10 protein-coding genes and 1 riboswitch are annotated in these 16,433 nt (G+C 65.2%); of the genes, 7 read left to right on the forward strand and 3 right to left on the reverse strand.

The window, feature by feature from the left end; all coding sequences use genetic code 11:
* Window positions 1-23 precede the first annotated feature (23 nt).
* Both glgP and FRC98_RS12690 read left to right on the forward strand, forming a co-directional pair.
* Window positions 24-2,165: an alpha-glucan family phosphorylase gene (gene glgP / locus FRC98_RS12685; protein ID WP_146981807.1), complete on the forward strand. Its 2,142-nt coding sequence runs from the start codon at window positions 24-26 to the stop codon at window positions 2,163-2,165.
* Window positions 2,166-2,251: 86 nt separating this feature from the next.
* Window positions 2,252-3,145 carry a hypothetical protein gene (locus FRC98_RS12690; protein ID WP_146981808.1) on the forward strand — a complete coding sequence of 298 codons (894 nt, stop codon included), beginning with the start codon at window positions 2,252-2,254 and terminating at the stop codon, window positions 3,143-3,145.
* A gap of 49 nt (window positions 3,146-3,194) precedes the next feature.
* Here the strand turns inward: FRC98_RS12690 and FRC98_RS12695 are convergent, their stop codons facing one another.
* The 3 genes from FRC98_RS12695 to FRC98_RS12705 form a co-directional block, all read right to left on the reverse strand.
* Window positions 3,195-3,809, reverse strand: a complete 615-nt coding sequence (locus FRC98_RS12695; protein ID WP_146981809.1) for a cob(I)yrinic acid a,c-diamide adenosyltransferase — start codon at window positions 3,807-3,809, stop codon at window positions 3,195-3,197.
* Window positions 3,810-3,970: 161 nt separating this feature from the next.
* Complete coding sequence (locus FRC98_RS12700; protein ID WP_146981810.1) at window positions 3,971-5,179, reverse strand: hypothetical protein; 1,209 nt, start codon at window positions 5,177-5,179, stop codon at window positions 3,971-3,973.
* Window positions 5,179-7,344, reverse strand: a complete 2,166-nt coding sequence (locus FRC98_RS12705) for a TonB-dependent receptor plug domain-containing protein (protein ID WP_146981811.1) — start codon at window positions 7,342-7,344, stop codon at window positions 5,179-5,181. The genes FRC98_RS12700 and FRC98_RS12705 overlap by 1 nt, the downstream gene beginning before the upstream one ends.
* 29 nt (window positions 7,345-7,373) lie before the next feature.
* Window positions 7,374-7,583, reverse strand: a riboswitch (cobalamin riboswitch).
* Between the two features lie 344 nt (window positions 7,584-7,927).
* Here FRC98_RS12705 and FRC98_RS12710 point away from each other — a divergent pair.
* The 5 genes from FRC98_RS12710 to FRC98_RS12730 all read left to right on the forward strand — a co-directional run bounded on the left by FRC98_RS12710 (window position 7,928) and on the right by FRC98_RS12730 (window position 16,186).
* Entirely contained in the window at window positions 7,928-8,881 is a 954-nt protein-coding gene (locus FRC98_RS12710) for a metal ABC transporter substrate-binding protein (protein ID WP_230467559.1), read from the forward strand.
* A gap of 48 nt (window positions 8,882-8,929) precedes the next feature.
* On the forward strand, window positions 8,930-9,718 hold the full coding sequence (locus tag FRC98_RS12715) for a metal ABC transporter ATP-binding protein (RefSeq protein ID WP_146981813.1): 789 nt from the start codon (window positions 8,930-8,932) through the stop codon (window positions 9,716-9,718).
* Between the two features lie 17 nt (window positions 9,719-9,735).
* On the forward strand, window positions 9,736-10,632 hold the full coding sequence (locus FRC98_RS12720) for a metal ABC transporter permease (protein WP_146981814.1): 897 nt from the start codon (window positions 9,736-9,738) through the stop codon (window positions 10,630-10,632).
* Window positions 10,633-10,823: 191 nt separating this feature from the next.
* On the forward strand, window positions 10,824-13,784 hold the full coding sequence (locus FRC98_RS12725; protein ID WP_230467560.1) for a proprotein convertase P-domain-containing protein: 2,961 nt from the start codon (window positions 10,824-10,826) through the stop codon (window positions 13,782-13,784).
* Between the two features lie 89 nt (window positions 13,785-13,873).
* Window positions 13,874-16,186, forward strand: coding sequence for a proprotein convertase P-domain-containing protein (locus tag FRC98_RS12730; protein ID WP_146981816.1), 2,313 nt, complete (start codon window positions 13,874-13,876; stop codon window positions 16,184-16,186).
* The last annotated feature ends 247 nt before the right edge of the window (window positions 16,187-16,433 follow it).

Raw genomic sequence — 16,433 nt, forward strand, 5'->3', positions numbered from 1 at the left:
CGTTCCATTGGAGCCATGATTTCATGAGCGATTCCTTTGAGCTGGTCGGACACCTTAAGAATTTGAGCGCGAACCTCTGGTGGAGCTGGCACCCGGAGATCTGGGAGATCTTCGAGACGCTGGACGCCGAGCGCTGGTCGCGGCTTCACCAGAACCCCATCGCCTTTATCGAGAGCTTTGAGCCCGGGGAGCTTGAGGCGCGCGCCGGCCGCGGCGCGCTGGCAAGCCGCATCCAGCAGGCCGCGCGCCGCCAGGCCGACGAGCTGCGCGAGCGCGGCCCCTCCACCCTGATGGAGGCCGCCCCCCTGCACCGCCGGCCGGTGGCCTACTTCTGCGCGGAGTTCGGCCTGCACGAGTCTTTGCCGATCTATTCGGGCGGCCTGGGCGTGCTGGCCGGCGATCACCTCAAGGCCGCAAGCGACCTGGGCGTGCCCATCGTCGGCGTCGGGCTTTTTTATGCCGAGGGCTACTTTCAGCAGGCCCTCGATGAGGAGGGCCGCCAGAGCGAGCTCTACGGTCGCACCCGCGTCGACACCCTGCCCATCCGCAAGCTTTTGGATGCCGACGGCCAACCCCGGGTGGTGCAGGTCGAAGTCGCCGGCCGCCCCATCCGCCTGCACGTCTGGGAGGCGCACGTCGGCCGCACTCGCCTCTTACTCCTCGACTGCGACATCGATCTCAATCCGCCTGACGATCGCCGCCTGACCACCCAGCTCTACGGCGGCGACCAGCGCACGCGCATCCGCCAGGAGGTTTTGCTCGGCGTCGGCGGCGTGCGCGCCCTGGCCCAGCTCGGCATCAGCCCCGGGGTCTTTCATCTCAACGAGGGCCACAGCGCCTTTGCCACCCTGGAGCTCTGCGCGCGCCGCATGGCCGAGGAGGGCATCGACTGGGAGGAGGCTCGCCAGCGCGTCGCCCGGCAGACGGTCTTCACCACGCACACCCCTGTGCCCGCCGGCCACGACCGCTTCGCCCCGGAGATGATCGATGAGGCCCTGGGCGATCTTCGCGAGCGCCTCAACCTCGATCTTCGCGCCTTCCACGGTCTGGGGCGCCTGGATCTCGACGACCCCAACGAGCCCTTCTGCATGACCGTGCTCGCCATGAAGATGAGCCAGTTCACCAACGGCGTGAGCAACCTCCACGGCCGCGTCAGCCGCCAGATGTGGCAAAACCTCTGGCCGCAGCGCCCCGCCCACGAGGTGCCCATCGGGCATATCACCAACGGCATTCACGTGGCCTCCTTTCTGGCCCCGCAGATGCGCGCGCTCTTCGATCGCCACTTAGGTCCCGACTGGCATAAACGCATGGAGCGCCCCGAGACCTGGCAAGAAATCGCCGCGATGGATGACGGCGAACTCTGGGAGACGCACCAGATCCTCAAGGCGAAGTTGTTGGATTTTGTGCAGACGCGCCTGGCCTCCCAGCCCGGCCCCCGCGGCGATGGCCCGGGCCAGGTGCGCCCCGGCAGCGGCCTCGATCAAGACGTTCTCACCATCGGCTTCGCCCGCCGCTTCGCCACCTACAAACGCGCCGACCTGATTTTGAGCGATCTGGAGCGTTTTAAGGCGATGATCCACAGCAGCGAGCGCCCCATCCAGATCATCTACGCCGGCAAGGCTCACCCCGCCGACCGTTTTGGCAAAGCGCTCATCGAAAAAATCGTCGGGCTGACCACCGACCCCGCCCTCGGCGGCCGGGTGGTCTTTCTGGCCGACTACGACATGAACATCGCCCGACACCTCGTCCAGGGCGTCGACCTCTGGCTCAACAACCCGCGCCGCCCCCAGGAAGCCTGCGGCACCAGCGGCCAGAAGGCCGTCTTCAACGGCGCGCTCGGCTGCTCGATCCTCGACGGCTGGTGGGCCGAGGGTTTTGATGGCGAAAACGGCTTCGCCATCGGCCAGGGCGCCGAGCTCCCCGACCCCGAGGCCCAGGACGCCCTCGACGCCCAAGAACTCTACCGGGTGCTCGAAGATGAAGTGCTCCCCCTCTACTATGAGCTCGACCACCGCGGCCTGCGCGCGGGCTGGATCGCACGCATGAAGTGGGCCATGCTCAGCCTGGGCTGGCGCTACAACGCCCGGCGCATGGTGCTCGACTACCTGCGCCTGGCCTACCTCCCCGCGCTCGGCGCCACCTCGGCCAGCTCACCAAACCAGTAGTTTTAATTATATTACGATCAATAAATTCAACTTCAGATGTTTTTTGCACCTGAATTGTCCGATTGCCCGGCACCCCGATGTTTCTGGTGAATGAGAGAACAAAGCGACCACGCGCCGCCCGCCACGCGTTCTGGAGGGCGGCGCTGCTCTGTTCCACGTGGCTCATCGCCCTCATAATCGCCGCGCCGGCCCACGCTCAAACCACCCCTGACTCGACCGCTCCTTTTGCTGAAAAACTTCCCGACAATGTGCGCCTGGTCGGCCCCTCCCACGAGCGCTTCGCGCTACGCGTGGGGCTCTATGGCCAGATGCTCTTCGGCGCCGAAGACACCTACCTCTTTCGCTACGCCGATATGGGCTTTCGCTACAAAGCCGGCGAATACCACATTGACGTGCGCATCCCCGGGCTGATGGTGCTTCCCGACCTCCTCGCCATGATGACCCGCGAGCAGTTCACCGGCCAGTTTGAGACCCCTTTTCTCGAATCGATCAACGAGGATAACCCCGACATCTTTCAGGCCTGGGAGATCCTGCACGCCCGCCTGGGCTACCGCTTTCAGGTGCAGCCCCGCACCCGCGACGAGCGCACACCGCGGCCCGTCGACATCGCCATCGGCCTCTACGGGGGCGTGGAGATGCTCTTTTTCGAAATCCGCAAAGACGTCAACCAGGAGCGCATGCGCGAGTTCGGCTACGACGACCCGCTGATGGTCGTCGGTGGCTTCTTCGTCTCGGCCGGACGCAGCATGGAAAAAGTGCAATTCGACGTGGCCCTGGCTCTGGGCACCGCCGTGCGCGGCGAAGAGGTCAACCCGGATCGCTCCGTGCTCACCGCCGCCCTCGACCTCGATCTGCTCATCGAGCTCGGCTACGGCGTCGGCGTCTACCTGCGCCCCCGCCTGCACGCCTACCTCACCGATCTGGACCCGGCGCTCAACATCAGCGCCGCCCTCAGCAGCGGCCTCAACATCAGCTTCTAACCCCCACCACCACGCCGCCTCTGGCCGCCCCCCCACACCACACGCCAGCTCAGACGTTGGGGTCCCAGAGCACCTCATCACTCCCGGCAGCCACCGACGCCCAGCGGCTGAACACGAAAAACGCGTCGCTCAAGCGGTTCAAATAGGCCACCGCCTGCGCATCGACCTCCTCGCTATCGCCAAGCTTCACCGCCAGTCGCTCCGCGCGCCGACACACCGTGCGCGCCAGATGCAGCTCCACATTCAGCCGCGTGCCACCCGGCAACACAAAGGATCGCAGCGGCGGAAGCTCCTCGTTGTACCGGTCGATCAACCCCTCCAGCTCCGCCACATCGTCGGCGTCGACCCGCGGCATCTTCGGGCCTACATCTTCGGGCAGGGTCGCCAGCACGCTCCCCAGGTTGAAGAGCTGGTGCTGCACCTTAAAGAGCACCTTCGACAACCCCTCAAAACCCTCATGGCCCGCATACACCTCGGCGATCGTCTGGCGCGCCGCGCCCACCACCGCGTTCAACTCATCGACCGTACCGTAGGTCTCAATGCGATCGTGGCTCTTTTTGACCTTCTGCCCACCCACCAGCCGCGTCGTCCCCGCATCGCCCTTGCGCGTATACACGCGATTGATCGCGATATTCGGATCCTGAAATTTTTTACCTTCACCCATAACCCTCACCTTTTTTCTCAACGTATTTCGATGATTGGAAAGCGCTGCAACCCTCAAACGCGCAGCGAACACCTCATAAAATCCAAAGCCATATCAACAACTTACACCCTTGTTCACCTTTCCCAAACACCTCACTCCCCCCCAACCCCCTGTTTATTAAACTAAAATAACAGGCGGATGCGGCCCAGGGTGTTGGCGTTGGAGAGCAGGTAGTAGGCGTCGATGCCCTCGGCGTCCTCGACGATCGTCACCGACTGCGGACCTTCCACCAGATCGTCGACCTGGCCCAGCGGAATCGGCCCGGCAGCCAGCGTATCGCAGCGGGGATCCCACACATAGAGGGCATCCTGGTTGAAGGCGGTGAGCCAGAGCCGCCCGGCGCTATCGACCGCCAGGCTATGCGTGGCATCACCGCTCGAAGCATAGACCTCCACAGGATTTGAGGCGTCGTGCAGCCAGCGGGTCTCGCCAAGATCGAAGGCAAAAAGCACCGGCGCGGTCGCGCTGCTAAAATACAAAAGATCGGTGCCCGGCACCCGCACCGGCCGCCCGGGCGCCCCCACCACCGAGCCCTCGCGCTGACCTAAGGCGTACGAGGCGACCTCCGGTGAGGTCGGATCGGCGCCAAATCGCATCAGCTCCACGCCGGCCTCCCCCCGAAGCGTCACGCCCTCTGCGCCAAAGACCACCTCGCCAGCGGCGCTCACCACCAGCACCTCCTCCCCATCGACCTCTTCCACGCTGAGCGAGTGCGGGTTCTTAAACGTCGTCGCCACGCTCGCAACCACCTCCAGCGCGTCGCGCGAAATCACCGCGATGCTCCCCTCCCCGAACCCCTCCGCCACGCTCAAATAGTTGACGTTGCCCACGTACACGTAGCGCTCCCCCACCGCCACCGCCGAGGGGTTTTTGAACGAAAGATCTTCGATCTCCGCGATGATATCGCCTGTCTGGCCGTCGACCACGCTCACGCTATGCGCCGAATAGTTGGCCACCCACAGCCGCTCCGCCCCCGAGGGCGCCGCCCCCTCCTCCACCGCCACCGCATAAGGGTTACGATCGCTGCCCAGCGCCGCCGCCCCGGCCACATAACGCTCGCGCGCCACATCAAAAAGACTCAGTGTGTTGGCGCCGCTCTCCACCACCCACACCCCGCTCGACCCTTTGGCCAGATCGTTGGCCAGCGGCCCGGTCGTGCTCACCCGCGAGTCCACAAAAAGATCGTAGCTTGCGCCCCCCTCCTCACAGACCTCCACAAGCGCACCGGCCGGCTGCGCCTCATCCACAGGTTCGCCACAGCCAGCAACGAAACCTGCCACCAGCACAGCGCCCCACAACCCATTGAAACAATTGATATAATCGAAAGACATCAAAAATCCTCGGCCAGAAGCTCCAGAGAGACAAAAATCGCACGGCCCGGAAGCGGGCGCTGCAAAAAGTCCTGCGCGCGCTGATCGTTGAGCAGGTTCTGCACCTCCAGCCCTAAGCGAAGCCCGCCGCCCAGGCTCGCGCGACCGCCCAGATCCAGGCGCAGCGCCCCGGGGCTCTGCAGGCTGCCAAAGTTGTCGAGTTGCACTCGGCTGCGATAGCGCGCCGTGGCCTGAAGACGCGCGTCCTTAAGAAAGGTCTGAAACGTCTCCGCGGGCAGAAGACCGCCCAGATCGAGCGTGGCGCGCAAGAAGGCGCGGTGGCGCGGCTGATGCGGAAGCTGCGCGGGGCTGCCCCCCTGGTCGATCGTCAAATACGCCCGCGTCAGCGTGTAACTTCCATCCAGACGCAGACGCTCAAAGGGCGCCCAGCCCAGGGTCGCCTCCAGCCCGTGGGCGCGCGCCCCGGAGAGGTTTTGAGCCTGGTAGACGTAGGCCGAGATGGGCAAAAAGAGGATCATCTGCCCGATCTCGTTATGAAAATAGGCCGCCCCCAGCTCCAGCGCCTGCGGGTTGGCCTCGGGGCCCAGCCGAAGGCGCAGGCCCGCGTCGGCCACCACGGCCTCTTCGGGCAAAAGATCGGGGTTGCCGCGCACCGCTTCGGTCGAAAGATAAAGTTCGTCGAAGTGCGGCGAACGGAAGGTTTTTGCAAGGTTGGCGCGCGCCTCCAGCCGCGGATGCGCCCGCCAGATCGCGCCGATGGCCGGAACAAGGGGCACGTAAACCCTTGAATCCATTGAAAGATCCGACACCTGCTCGCGCAGAACTTCTCCGCGAAGCGCCCCCACAAGACTCAGCGCATCGCCCGCCAGCAACCACTCCTCCGAGAGCGCCAGCGCCGCATTGAGGCGCTGCGCCCCCAGGGTCGACGCGCCATCGGCGGCCTCATAACGCTCCGCCCTGAGCTCACCAGTCAGGTTCAGAAGATGCGCCCCGGCAAAGAGCCGCGCCCCGCCGGTGGCCGCCACCGTCTGCTGGCGCGAGTAGGCCTCCACATGCTCAAGCGTCATATGCCCGCGGGCGTTCTCGTAGCGGTACGCGCGGTCCTGGGCACCCAGGTCGGCGTGGGCCTGCCAGCGCTCCCCCTCAAAGGTGTAGCGCAGACTGGCCAGGCGGCGATGATCGTCGACCCGCGCCAGCTCAAAAGAGCGCTGAAACTCCGAGGGGCCAGCGCTTCCCCCGGCGCCCTCCTCCACCAGGGTGGTCAGGCGAAGTTCACCGCCCTCGCCAACCTTGAGCACGCCGGTGCCCCCGCCACCAAAACGCCGGTGGTCGTTGTTGCGCCGGGCCTGCAAAACACCCTGATTGTCCACAAAGCCAAAATCGCCCTCGCTGCGGCGCACGCCGGCGTGCAGGCGCAACCCCGCGCGCTGCCCGGCCACACCGAGCGCGGCCTGCGCGCCCGCGCTCCCGAAACTTCCAGCGCTCAGCCGCGCGCTGGCGCGAACCCCGTGGGTGGGCACCCGCGGGTTTAACTGCACCGAGCCGGTCAGCGCGCCGGCCCCGTGCACCACCGCCGCCCCCCCGCGAAACACATCGGCCGAGGCCAGGCCCCCCACCCCGAGCTGCCCCACATCAAAGCCAAGACCGGCCGGCGAGCTCAGGCGCAGGCCGTCGAGGTAGACGACAAGCTGGCGGGGGCTTCCGCCGCGCACCGAAACATAGGCCGGCTGCCCCGGGCTCGACGCCCTCGAGAGCTGCACCCCCTCCACCTGCGCCAGCGACTCGCCAAGGGTCTCCTCGGCCGCCACGCTCTCCCCGAGCCGCACCCGGGTCACAAACCCCGACGGGTGGCGCGCGTCCTCGCGCGCGCTCCGATCCCCCACCACCGTGCGCCCGCGCAGCGTTTTTTCGTCTACTTCGTCCCCCGCACCTTCCTCGCCGCGCCCCTCCCTTTCGGAAGATGCTCCCGCCGACGACGCCAATACCCCAATCGTTTCAACACCTTCCAGATCGCCCGCAGACGCAACCTCTTCAAAAAGGCGCTCCGCCTCCCCGGCTGCGGCCTCTCCAGCGGCGCACACGCACACGCCCACCCCGGCGCACCACGCCAGCGCGCGCACCACGCGCACAAGCCCCCCGGGGGCTGTCCTGAAATCCAACATCATGCGGCGCTCTTTGTCGCGAAGAGGTCTGCAAAACGATCTTTATGATGTTCAGGTATCCTGACTCACAGCTCCCGAGCGTCGATCATTCACCTCGACCCTCATCGCCTCCGACCGCCTTCCCATCTCCTCAACCGAGGTGACAGTGGCATCTGGCCGTCGGCTCGCTGCACACAGTGGCGCGACCGTCCCGGATTTGCACCGGGTTCCCTGACACGAAGCGCATCTTTTAGAAGAAGGCGCTCGGGCGGACTATCGCAGCGCCCCCGCACAGAAGTCAATCGCACCGCTGCCCCCCTCAGGGCAATCGCAAAGTCCCACGAGGTTTTTTTATGGAGAACCCACCCAATCCGTAGGGAGGGGTCTTGTGCCCCTCCGGAACTCCCAGGGCGGGGACCCACAAGGGGTCCCCCTACGGTGGCGGATGGTGGGGACCCACTTTGCGATTGCCCTGTGCCCCACCTCCCCCGGCGTTGTTGCAATACATTTGCATTCACGACCGTTCAACGTTAGGGTCCGCGCCCGGCGCGCCGCGCCCAGAGCTTTTGCGCTTCACTATGTGCCTCTCCACCCGGATGGAGCTCCGATGTCACACCCGCTCAAACGCCAGAAAACCGCCATCATCAAAGCGATCTTCGGCCTCATCGCCACATTGGTGCTCCTGGTCGCCTCCCCGGCCACAGCCGAACTTCGCGTCGTGGCCACCACCCCCGACCTCGGCGCCATCGCCACCGAAGTGCTCGGCGACCAGGGCACCGTCGAGACCCTCGTGCGCCCCGGAGACGATCCCCACTTCGTCGATCCTCGCCCCAGCTTCGTGCCCCTGCTCCACCGCGCCGACCTGCTCGTGCTGGTGGGAATGGACCTGGAAATTGGCTGGCTCCCCACGCTGATCACCGGCGCGCGCAATCCGAAACTTCAACCCGGCCAGCCCGGCTACTTTGACGCCTCCGCCCATATCGTGGCCGCCGACGTGCCCCGCGGCCCGGTCGATCGCACCATGGGCGATGTGCACCCCGGCGGGAACCCCCACTACACCACCGACCCCCGCCAGGGCGCGCGCGTCGCGCTGGCGCTCGGCCGCCACCTGGCCGAGCTCGACCCGCCCAACGCCGACGCTTACGTGGAGCGCAGCCGCAATCTGGCCCGCGATCTCATCCGCGTCGCCCAGCGTTTTGAGCTCTTATTTCGCGATCTTCCCGCCGAGCGCCGCCAGGTCGTAACCTACCACAAATCCTGGACCTACGTGGCCGGCTGGCTCAGCCTCACCGACGTCATGCAGATCGAACCCAAGCCCGGCGTTCCCCCCAACCCCCGCCACGTCGCGCGCCTTGTAGAGACGATTCAGGAGCGCAACATCCCGGCCATCCTCCAGCTCAACTACTACCCCACGCGCACCACCGAGCAGCTCAGCGAGCGCTCCGACGCCACACTCCTGCGCCTGCCCGCCCAGACCTCCGAAGGTCAGCGCTACGTCGCGCACCTCGAAGCGCTGGCCGAGCGCATCTATGAGACTCTGAATCCGGCCCCGGCCCCCTGAATTAGCGGCCCTCAGCCTCTTTCCCGAACCTTTGCTCGGACGCGTTGCATGAGCCCGGACACCGATCTTCGCCCCAACTTCGACCAGCCCGGCCAGGTGGCCCACGAGACCATCCCGCCCTGCCTGCCCGAGGATCATATCTCGCGCCAGCCCACGCTTCTGCAGGTGCAGGGGCTGGTCTGCGGCTACGGCGGCAAGGGCCTGCTCGGCCCCCTGGATTTTCACCTCCACCAGGGCACCTTCATGCTCATTGAGGGCCCCAACGGCGTGGGCAAATCCACCCTGCTTAAGACCCTCATCGGGCTGATCCCGCCGGTGAGCGGGCGCATCGACTGGAGCCTTCCGGCCGACGCCCTGCGCTTTGTGCCCCAGACCCGCACCCTCGATCCAATGCTGCCCGCCACCGTCTTCGACGTGCTCGCCACGGGCCTTCACCGCGGCCGGGGCTTAAGCGCGCTGCGCATCCGTCCGCGCCGCACCGAGCTCCTCGAAGCCCTGGAGGTCGTGGGCATGGCCCACCTCTGCGATCACCTCTTCCGCGAGCTCTCCGAAGGCCAGAAACAGCTCATCCTCCTGGCCCGCGCCCTGCTCGGAAAGCCCCGCCTCCTGCTCCTCGATGAGCCCTCCGCGTCGATGGACCCCGAGCGTGAGGCCGCCACCATTGAACTTCTCCACGGCATCCAGCAGCAGCTCGACGTCACCGTCATGATGATCGCCCACGGCTCCGCCCTTGCGCGCAGCGCCTCAAGTCGCATCATGCGCATCGACCGCCGCGGCCACATCGCCATCGAGGAGTGCCTGAAAGACTGCCTCGACGATCCGCACCACACCCACTGATCTTCGCGGGCACCCCTATGTTTGAATTTCTGGCGCTCTACGGCGACCTCTACCGCGACCCCATCCTCACCGCCATGATCGCAGGCCTGGGCCTGGGACTTCTCGGCGTGTACGTGGTCAGCCGCCGCATCGTCTTTGTCAGCGCCGCGCTCAGCCAGACCTCCGCGCTGGGCGTCACGATCGCTTTTTACCTGAGCGCGCAGCTCGGCCTGGCCGGCCTCCTCGCTGAACTTCTGGCCCCGGCGCTGGCGATCCTCCTCTCCACCATCGTCGTCTTCAGCCTGGTATGGCTTGGCGAGCGCCCCACCCTGGGCCGAGATGCGCTTCTGGGCGTGGCCTTTATCGTGCCCACAGCCCTGGTGCTGCTCTTAGGCCCGCTGATCGCCCACGAGCTCCACGAAGTCGAAGCGGTGCTTCACGGCTCGGCGGTGCTCGTGCGCGAAAGCGATCTCTACGCCATCCTCGGCGCCACCCTGCTCGTAGTCGTCACCCAGCTCGTCGCCTTTCGCGCGTTTGTCTTCGCCAGCCTCGATCCCCTGGTCGCCCGCACCCAGGGCGTGCCCGTGCGCAGGCTCGACGCGATCCTCTTCGGCGCCATCGCGCTGCTCACCGGCCTCTCCACCCGCGCGCTCGGCGCGCTGCCCACCTTCGGCCTCACTGTGCTGCCGGCCATCGGCGCCCTCGGGCTAAATGTCGGGCTGAAGTGGGTCTTCATCATCGCCGCAACCTCCGGCGCTGCCTCCGGCCTGCTCGGCTACATGCTCGCCCTGGCCACCGACTGGTCAGTGGGCGCAAGCCAGACCCTGGTCGCCGCGCTGCTGGCGCTCCTGCTGCGCGCACTCGGAATGCTGCTTAACCGCGGCGCCCGCCCCACCCCCTCCTCGGCGCCCCCCGAAAAGGCGCGGCCCGCCTGAAGATCCAGAATTTGGTTGCATCAACAGGGGGTTGCTGACTATCGTCTCCCCCACGGTCCCCATAGACCCTGGCTCTGCCGTGCCCGAACGCCTGCAGGCCAGCCGGTCGCGCATCACATGTTGAGCCGGCCGCGCTAACCCATCGACGAGAACCCACGATCGGACTTGTCAGAAAGTCGGAGATGAATCGGATGAAGCGACTCACCCCCTGGAACCTTCCCCTCAGTGGGATTTTGGCACTCGCCCTGGCCGCTTGCGGCGGCGGCGAGACCGAAGCCCCTGACCTCTTAGAGTGTGGCCCCGGCACCGAGCTTAGCGGAGGCGCCTGCGTCCTCGCTGAAGACACCTGCGGCGCGGGCCTCACCCTCAACGAAAACGATCAATGCGTCCCCACCGAGGAGCTCTGTGGTGACGAGACCGTCTACGACACCGAGTCGGGCACCTGCGTGGGCCCCGAGGAGATCGTCTGCGGTGAGGGCACCATCGAGATCGATGGCCGCTGCCTGGTCGATAACCCGCTGACCTGCGGCGAAGACACCGTGCTCGCCAACGGCCAGTGCGAGCTCACTGAAGAGATCTGCGGCGAAGGCACCGAGTTTGCCGACGCCGGCTGCGCGCTCATCGGCGAGACCGTCTGCGCCGACCGCACCGTCTTCGACGTGGCGCTCGGCAAGTGCGTCGACCTGGGCAACGTCGAATGTGGCGACGACACCTTCGAGGTGGAAAACCGCTGCATCTCGGTCGACACCGTCGCCGACAACCTCGCGTCCAGCGCCGACGTCGTCTACGCCGAAGGCGGCGACAACGCCCTCACGATCCCCGAGCTGGAGACCAGCCTGGTCTTCGCCGGCACCATCGAGGCCAACGACGCCGGTGAGCATCAGTTCACCCTGAGCGCCGAAGCCGGCGACTGGTTCGAGCTGACCGTCTTCACCCGCGGCCTGCCCTCGCCGATGGCCATCATCGTCAACGACAGCGGCTACGATCGCGCCACCAGCTCCGCCCTCTCCAACGTCGCGCAGCGCACCTTCGCGATGCCCGTAGATGGCGACTACACCCTCACCATCGCCAACGCGCTCAACCAGCTCAACGGCACCGCCAACAGCGGTGACGGCACCTGGGCCTACGTTGCGCAGATCAGCCGCATCGAGGCTCCCGAGCCCAAGCCCTGGCCCGGCATCGAAGCCGTCGCCACCGGCGACCTCGCCGATCTCACCGAGAACCTCTACCAGGTCGAGTTCCCCGAAGAATTCAACCTCTCGATGAACGTCGACATGCTCGGCGCCGACGCGCAGGCCGTGGTCGACCAGTGGGCCAGCCTCTCCGAGTTCACCGAGTCCTTCGACCTCGAAGAAGGCGGCTCCTTCGTGCCCGAGCGCCCCGCCTCCGGCGAGCCGGTCTTCCTCCTCTTCGACGTGGAGCGCCAGACCGGCCCCGCCACTGGCTTTGAAATCAGCACCCAGCGTGCGGTCGACGTCGATATCGACGAGACCTATGAGTTTGAAGTCACGACCCAGCCCGGACAGATGGTCAAGATCAGCTACACCACGTCCAACCCCAGCGCTTTCAATGCGCAGTTTCAGGTGTCGCAAAACGGCGAGGAGCTCGCGAGCTACGGCAACACCGACCCTCTTAATGGCACCACCTCGTTCTCCACGCGACCTGATGCTCGTTATTTCTTCGCGGTCGACGGCGGCACCTACACCGTCGGTATGACCAACGATAACTGGTCGGCGCCCATCTACGACTTCGTGCCCGTGATCACCATCATCGACCCCACCCCCATCCCTGTGGCGGGCGATGAGAGCTTCACCTTCACCCGTGAAGAGGAGCTTGAAGAAGGTGGGTTCGCATTCTACCGCCTCGACATCACCACCCCGGCCAGCTTTGAAGGCTTCCTTCGCACCGGTGAGCTCGTCTTTGAAGAGCCCGAAGAAGAAGACGAAGAAGGCCAGTGGATCGACGATGAAGAGAACCCCGGCGCCGGCGACCCCGACGCGGTCATCATTGGCTCCGACAACTTCGTCTCTGAGCAGTTCTTCGAAGAAGGCACCTTTGAGATCCTCGAGTTCACGCTCCTGACCCCGGGCTCCTACATCTTCGCCATCAGCGCCTACGAGGCCCTCACCCAGGGCTACACCCTGGAGCTCGACGCCACCGAGCGTCAGGCCCTGGTCCCGGAAGAGATCATCTCCGAGACCTTCACCCTGGAGACCTACGACCTGATCCGCGGCAGCGCCGAGTTCGCCGATGGCGAGAGCGCCACCATCCGCGTCTACAACCCCGACGATGTTGTCATCTTCGAAGCCGAAGCCAGCGGCGACTACGAGTTCCTGGAGCTTGCCCCCGGCCCCGGCGACTACCGCGTGGAGCTCACCAACGAGACCGAAGACGCCATCCTGCGCCCCACTTACGAGTTCGAAGGTGTGACCGACGCCGACTTCTTCGAAGCCTCCCTGGGAAGCCTCGATCTGGGCACCACCGGCGCCTACACCGCAGGCGATCGTGACTACTACCTCTTCCGGGTACGCGATGCGATGCTCATCTCCATGACCTTCTCCGTCGCGCAGGGCGAAGCCATCAGCACCAAGGTCTTCTCCCGCGCCAGCCGCAACACGCTGCGCGAGCAGGTCGGTAACCTCATCAACTTCGAAGACCTCTACGCCAGCAACGACCTCATCATCGTCGAAGTCGTCGCTAACAGCGCGCTCGCCGACGGTTACTCCTTCGACCTGGACTTCGACGAAGTGACCGGTGTTCCCGCTGTCAATGAATCGGTGAGCCCTGGGCTTCAAATCTCACCCTCCACGCGCACCGTATCCTCTTCGTTGAGCACCGCGGGTTGCATTATTATCGAGAGCATCACGGTCGACCTGGACATTGCTCATGGCTTCATCGGCGACCTTGATGTTGTCCTGACCAGCCCTGAAGGCACCGAAGTCCTCGTCCACGCCGACCACATCAGCGGTGGCCTTCTGGTAGGTAATATCCCCGACGATATCGACGCCGAGGAATCACTCGACGCGTTTGTTGGCGAGAGCGGCTCGGGCGAATGGACGCTTACCGTCACTGACACCTACGATGATGGTGGCGGTTCCTTCGATACCGGCACCGTCAACAGCTGGGGCGTTAACCTGACTTGCAGCATCTAACCTGCCACGGCGTCTGGTGCCGCGCCCCCTCCGGGCGCGGCACACCCTGAACCTTACGAAAGACCCAATCATCACGGGAGATTCGATACATGCGTACCCTGACAAAACTCTCCGCGCTCGCCATCCTGGCTGCCAGCGCCATCGCCTGCGGTGGTGACGGTGGCGAGGTCGAGCAGCGTGAATGCGGCCCCGGCACCTACCTTGTCGACGGCCAGTGCGAAGTCGATGAATCCAACTGCGGCGAAGGCTCCGTCCTCAACGACGAGGGCCAGTGCGAGCCCACCGGCGAGATCTGCGGTGAAAACACGACCTACGATGCCGGCGAAGGCCGCTGCGTGCCCAACATCGGCATCCAGTGCGCCGAAGGCACCATCGAAGTCGACGGGGAGTGCGTGCCCGAAGACGCGGTCGAATGTGCCGAAGGCACCGTCGTCGCCAACAACCAGTGCGTCCCCGCTGACGATGTCTGCGGCGATGGCACCGAGCCCGACAGCCAGGACCGCTGCCGCCCCTCCGACGCGGCCTGCGGTGATGGAACGAGCTTCGACGTGGCCACCCGCACCTGCGTGCCCACCTCCCAGCTGAGCTGCGGCGCGGGCACCATCCAGATCGAAGGCACCTGCCTCCTGCGCGCCGGCGTCGTCGCCGACCTGGCCGCCACCGCCACCCTCAACCTCGACGAAGCTGGCGAGACCCCGGTCGACCTCGTCTCCGGCGAAGCGCTGGTCTTCACCGGCAACATCGACGCCCCTGAGGTGGTCGAAGGTGAGTACGTCCAGGATCTCGACACCCTGCTTATCAACGGCACCCCGGGCCAGTGGATCCGCGTGGCCATCCACGCCGACGGCATGCCCGAGCCTGGCTTCGTCTTCATGGAAGAAGTCGCCGAGCCCGTCGAGCCCGTCGACCCCGAAGCCGAAGAGCCGCCGGCTCCCTTCAGCCGCACCAGCGACGCTGGCGCCGGTCTGGACTTCAGCCGCGAGATCGTCATCCCCACCGAAGGCGTCTACGCCCTCAACGTCGGCCCCATCGCCCAGCTCCTCGAGCTGGCCGGTCCCGCCGGCGACGAAGACTGGGGCTACGTCGGCAGCATCGAGCTCATTGACGCGCCGACGCCGACCGCTGTTGAGTTCCCTCAGGACACCATCAGCGGCGATGTTCGTGACCTGACCGAGAACTTCTACGAGGTCAGCGGCGTTACCGCGGGCGATCAGTTTGTCTTCTTCCTCGATCAGGTACCGTCTGACGCGCAGGCCGAAGTCCAGATCTGGACCGACGCCACGACCCTGGCAGAGACCGTCGCTATCGACGGTGGCGTCTTCATTCTGGACGCCCCCGCCGAGAACTTCTTCCTCCTCGTCGATCGCGTCTACGCCGACGGTCCGGCCACGGCCTACAGCGCCCAGCCCAACTCCAGCCAGACCCTCGACGGCGAAGCCACCATCACCGAAACCATCACACTCGCTGCCGGTGAATACATCACCATCAGCCAGTGGAATGGTGACGAAGCTAACCTCAACGCCAGCATCTCGGTCGCTGGCGAAGCCGTCGTCGAAAGCTCTGCGCTGCGCCCCCGCACCGCGGCCTCCGGAACGCGCGCGCTGCAATGGTTCGCCTTCGAGGAGACGGAAGTCACCGTCACCTTCGAAAATACGTCTGAGGACGCACTTGAAGGCCTCGTGGCCGGCATTAACGTGCGCGTAGCAGCCAACGCTGGCGAAGTCTCCGACGGCGACTCGGTGGAACTGGGCAACGCCCTTCAAGCCGGCCAGACCGCTTATGTTATGTTTGAGCCCGCCGAACTCATCAACTGGGTCATCGCTCTCGACGGTGAGGCCACCGCTGAGTTTGAAATCCTCGACAGCGCCTACAACTCCATCGTTACCGGCTCGAATAGCTCCACCCTTCGCGCCGGTGAACTGGAGCCTGCTGCCTATGTGCTCGTCATCACGGCGACCTCCGAAATCGCCGCTTCGACGGAGGTGTCGTTCGCCCTCTCCACCCTTTTCCAGGCTGGCGAGACCGATATTTCCCTGAACCTTCCCGCCTCCAGCGGAACCTTCGAGCCCACCGAATCTACGGTCACCGTGCCGCAATCCTGCGCGCGTGTCGGCAGCATTGAGGTGTACTTCTCCACAACGAGCGGGACCTACCAGGATGACCTCCGCGTCACCCTGATCGACCCGCGTGGTGATGAGTACCGCCTGCTCAATGTGGCTACGTCGGTCAACTCCTCCGCCCTCGATGTCACCTTCCCCACCACGCGCGAGCCGGTTGAGTCGCTTACCCCGCTGCATGGAACCGAAGCACCGGGTGACTGGACCCTTCTGATGGAATACGAATGGACCAACGCCTCTGCAGGAGTGCCTGAATGGTACCTGCTCATCGATTGTGTTGAGTAATTCGTTACTTCATACACCAACAAAAAAGCCGCCCCTCCGGGGCGGCTTTTTTGTTGTCTGAGCACCACGCCAGACTCACACAAAACACGTTTTAATTTCCTTTCAGCCCCCACACGCCATTCACTCTAATTTCACTCCCCGCCACGCCTTCTTCTAAGCTCTACCCCAACTCGAGATATCCGGCGCCGAAAATCCGCGCGAATACCTTGAATCACAATCCCCATTTCCCCACACTTCCCCCTCATAC

This window comes from Lujinxingia vulgaris (assembly GCF_007997015.1).
Classification (GTDB): Bacteria; Myxococcota_A; Bradymonadia; order Bradymonadales; family Bradymonadaceae; genus Lujinxingia; species Lujinxingia vulgaris.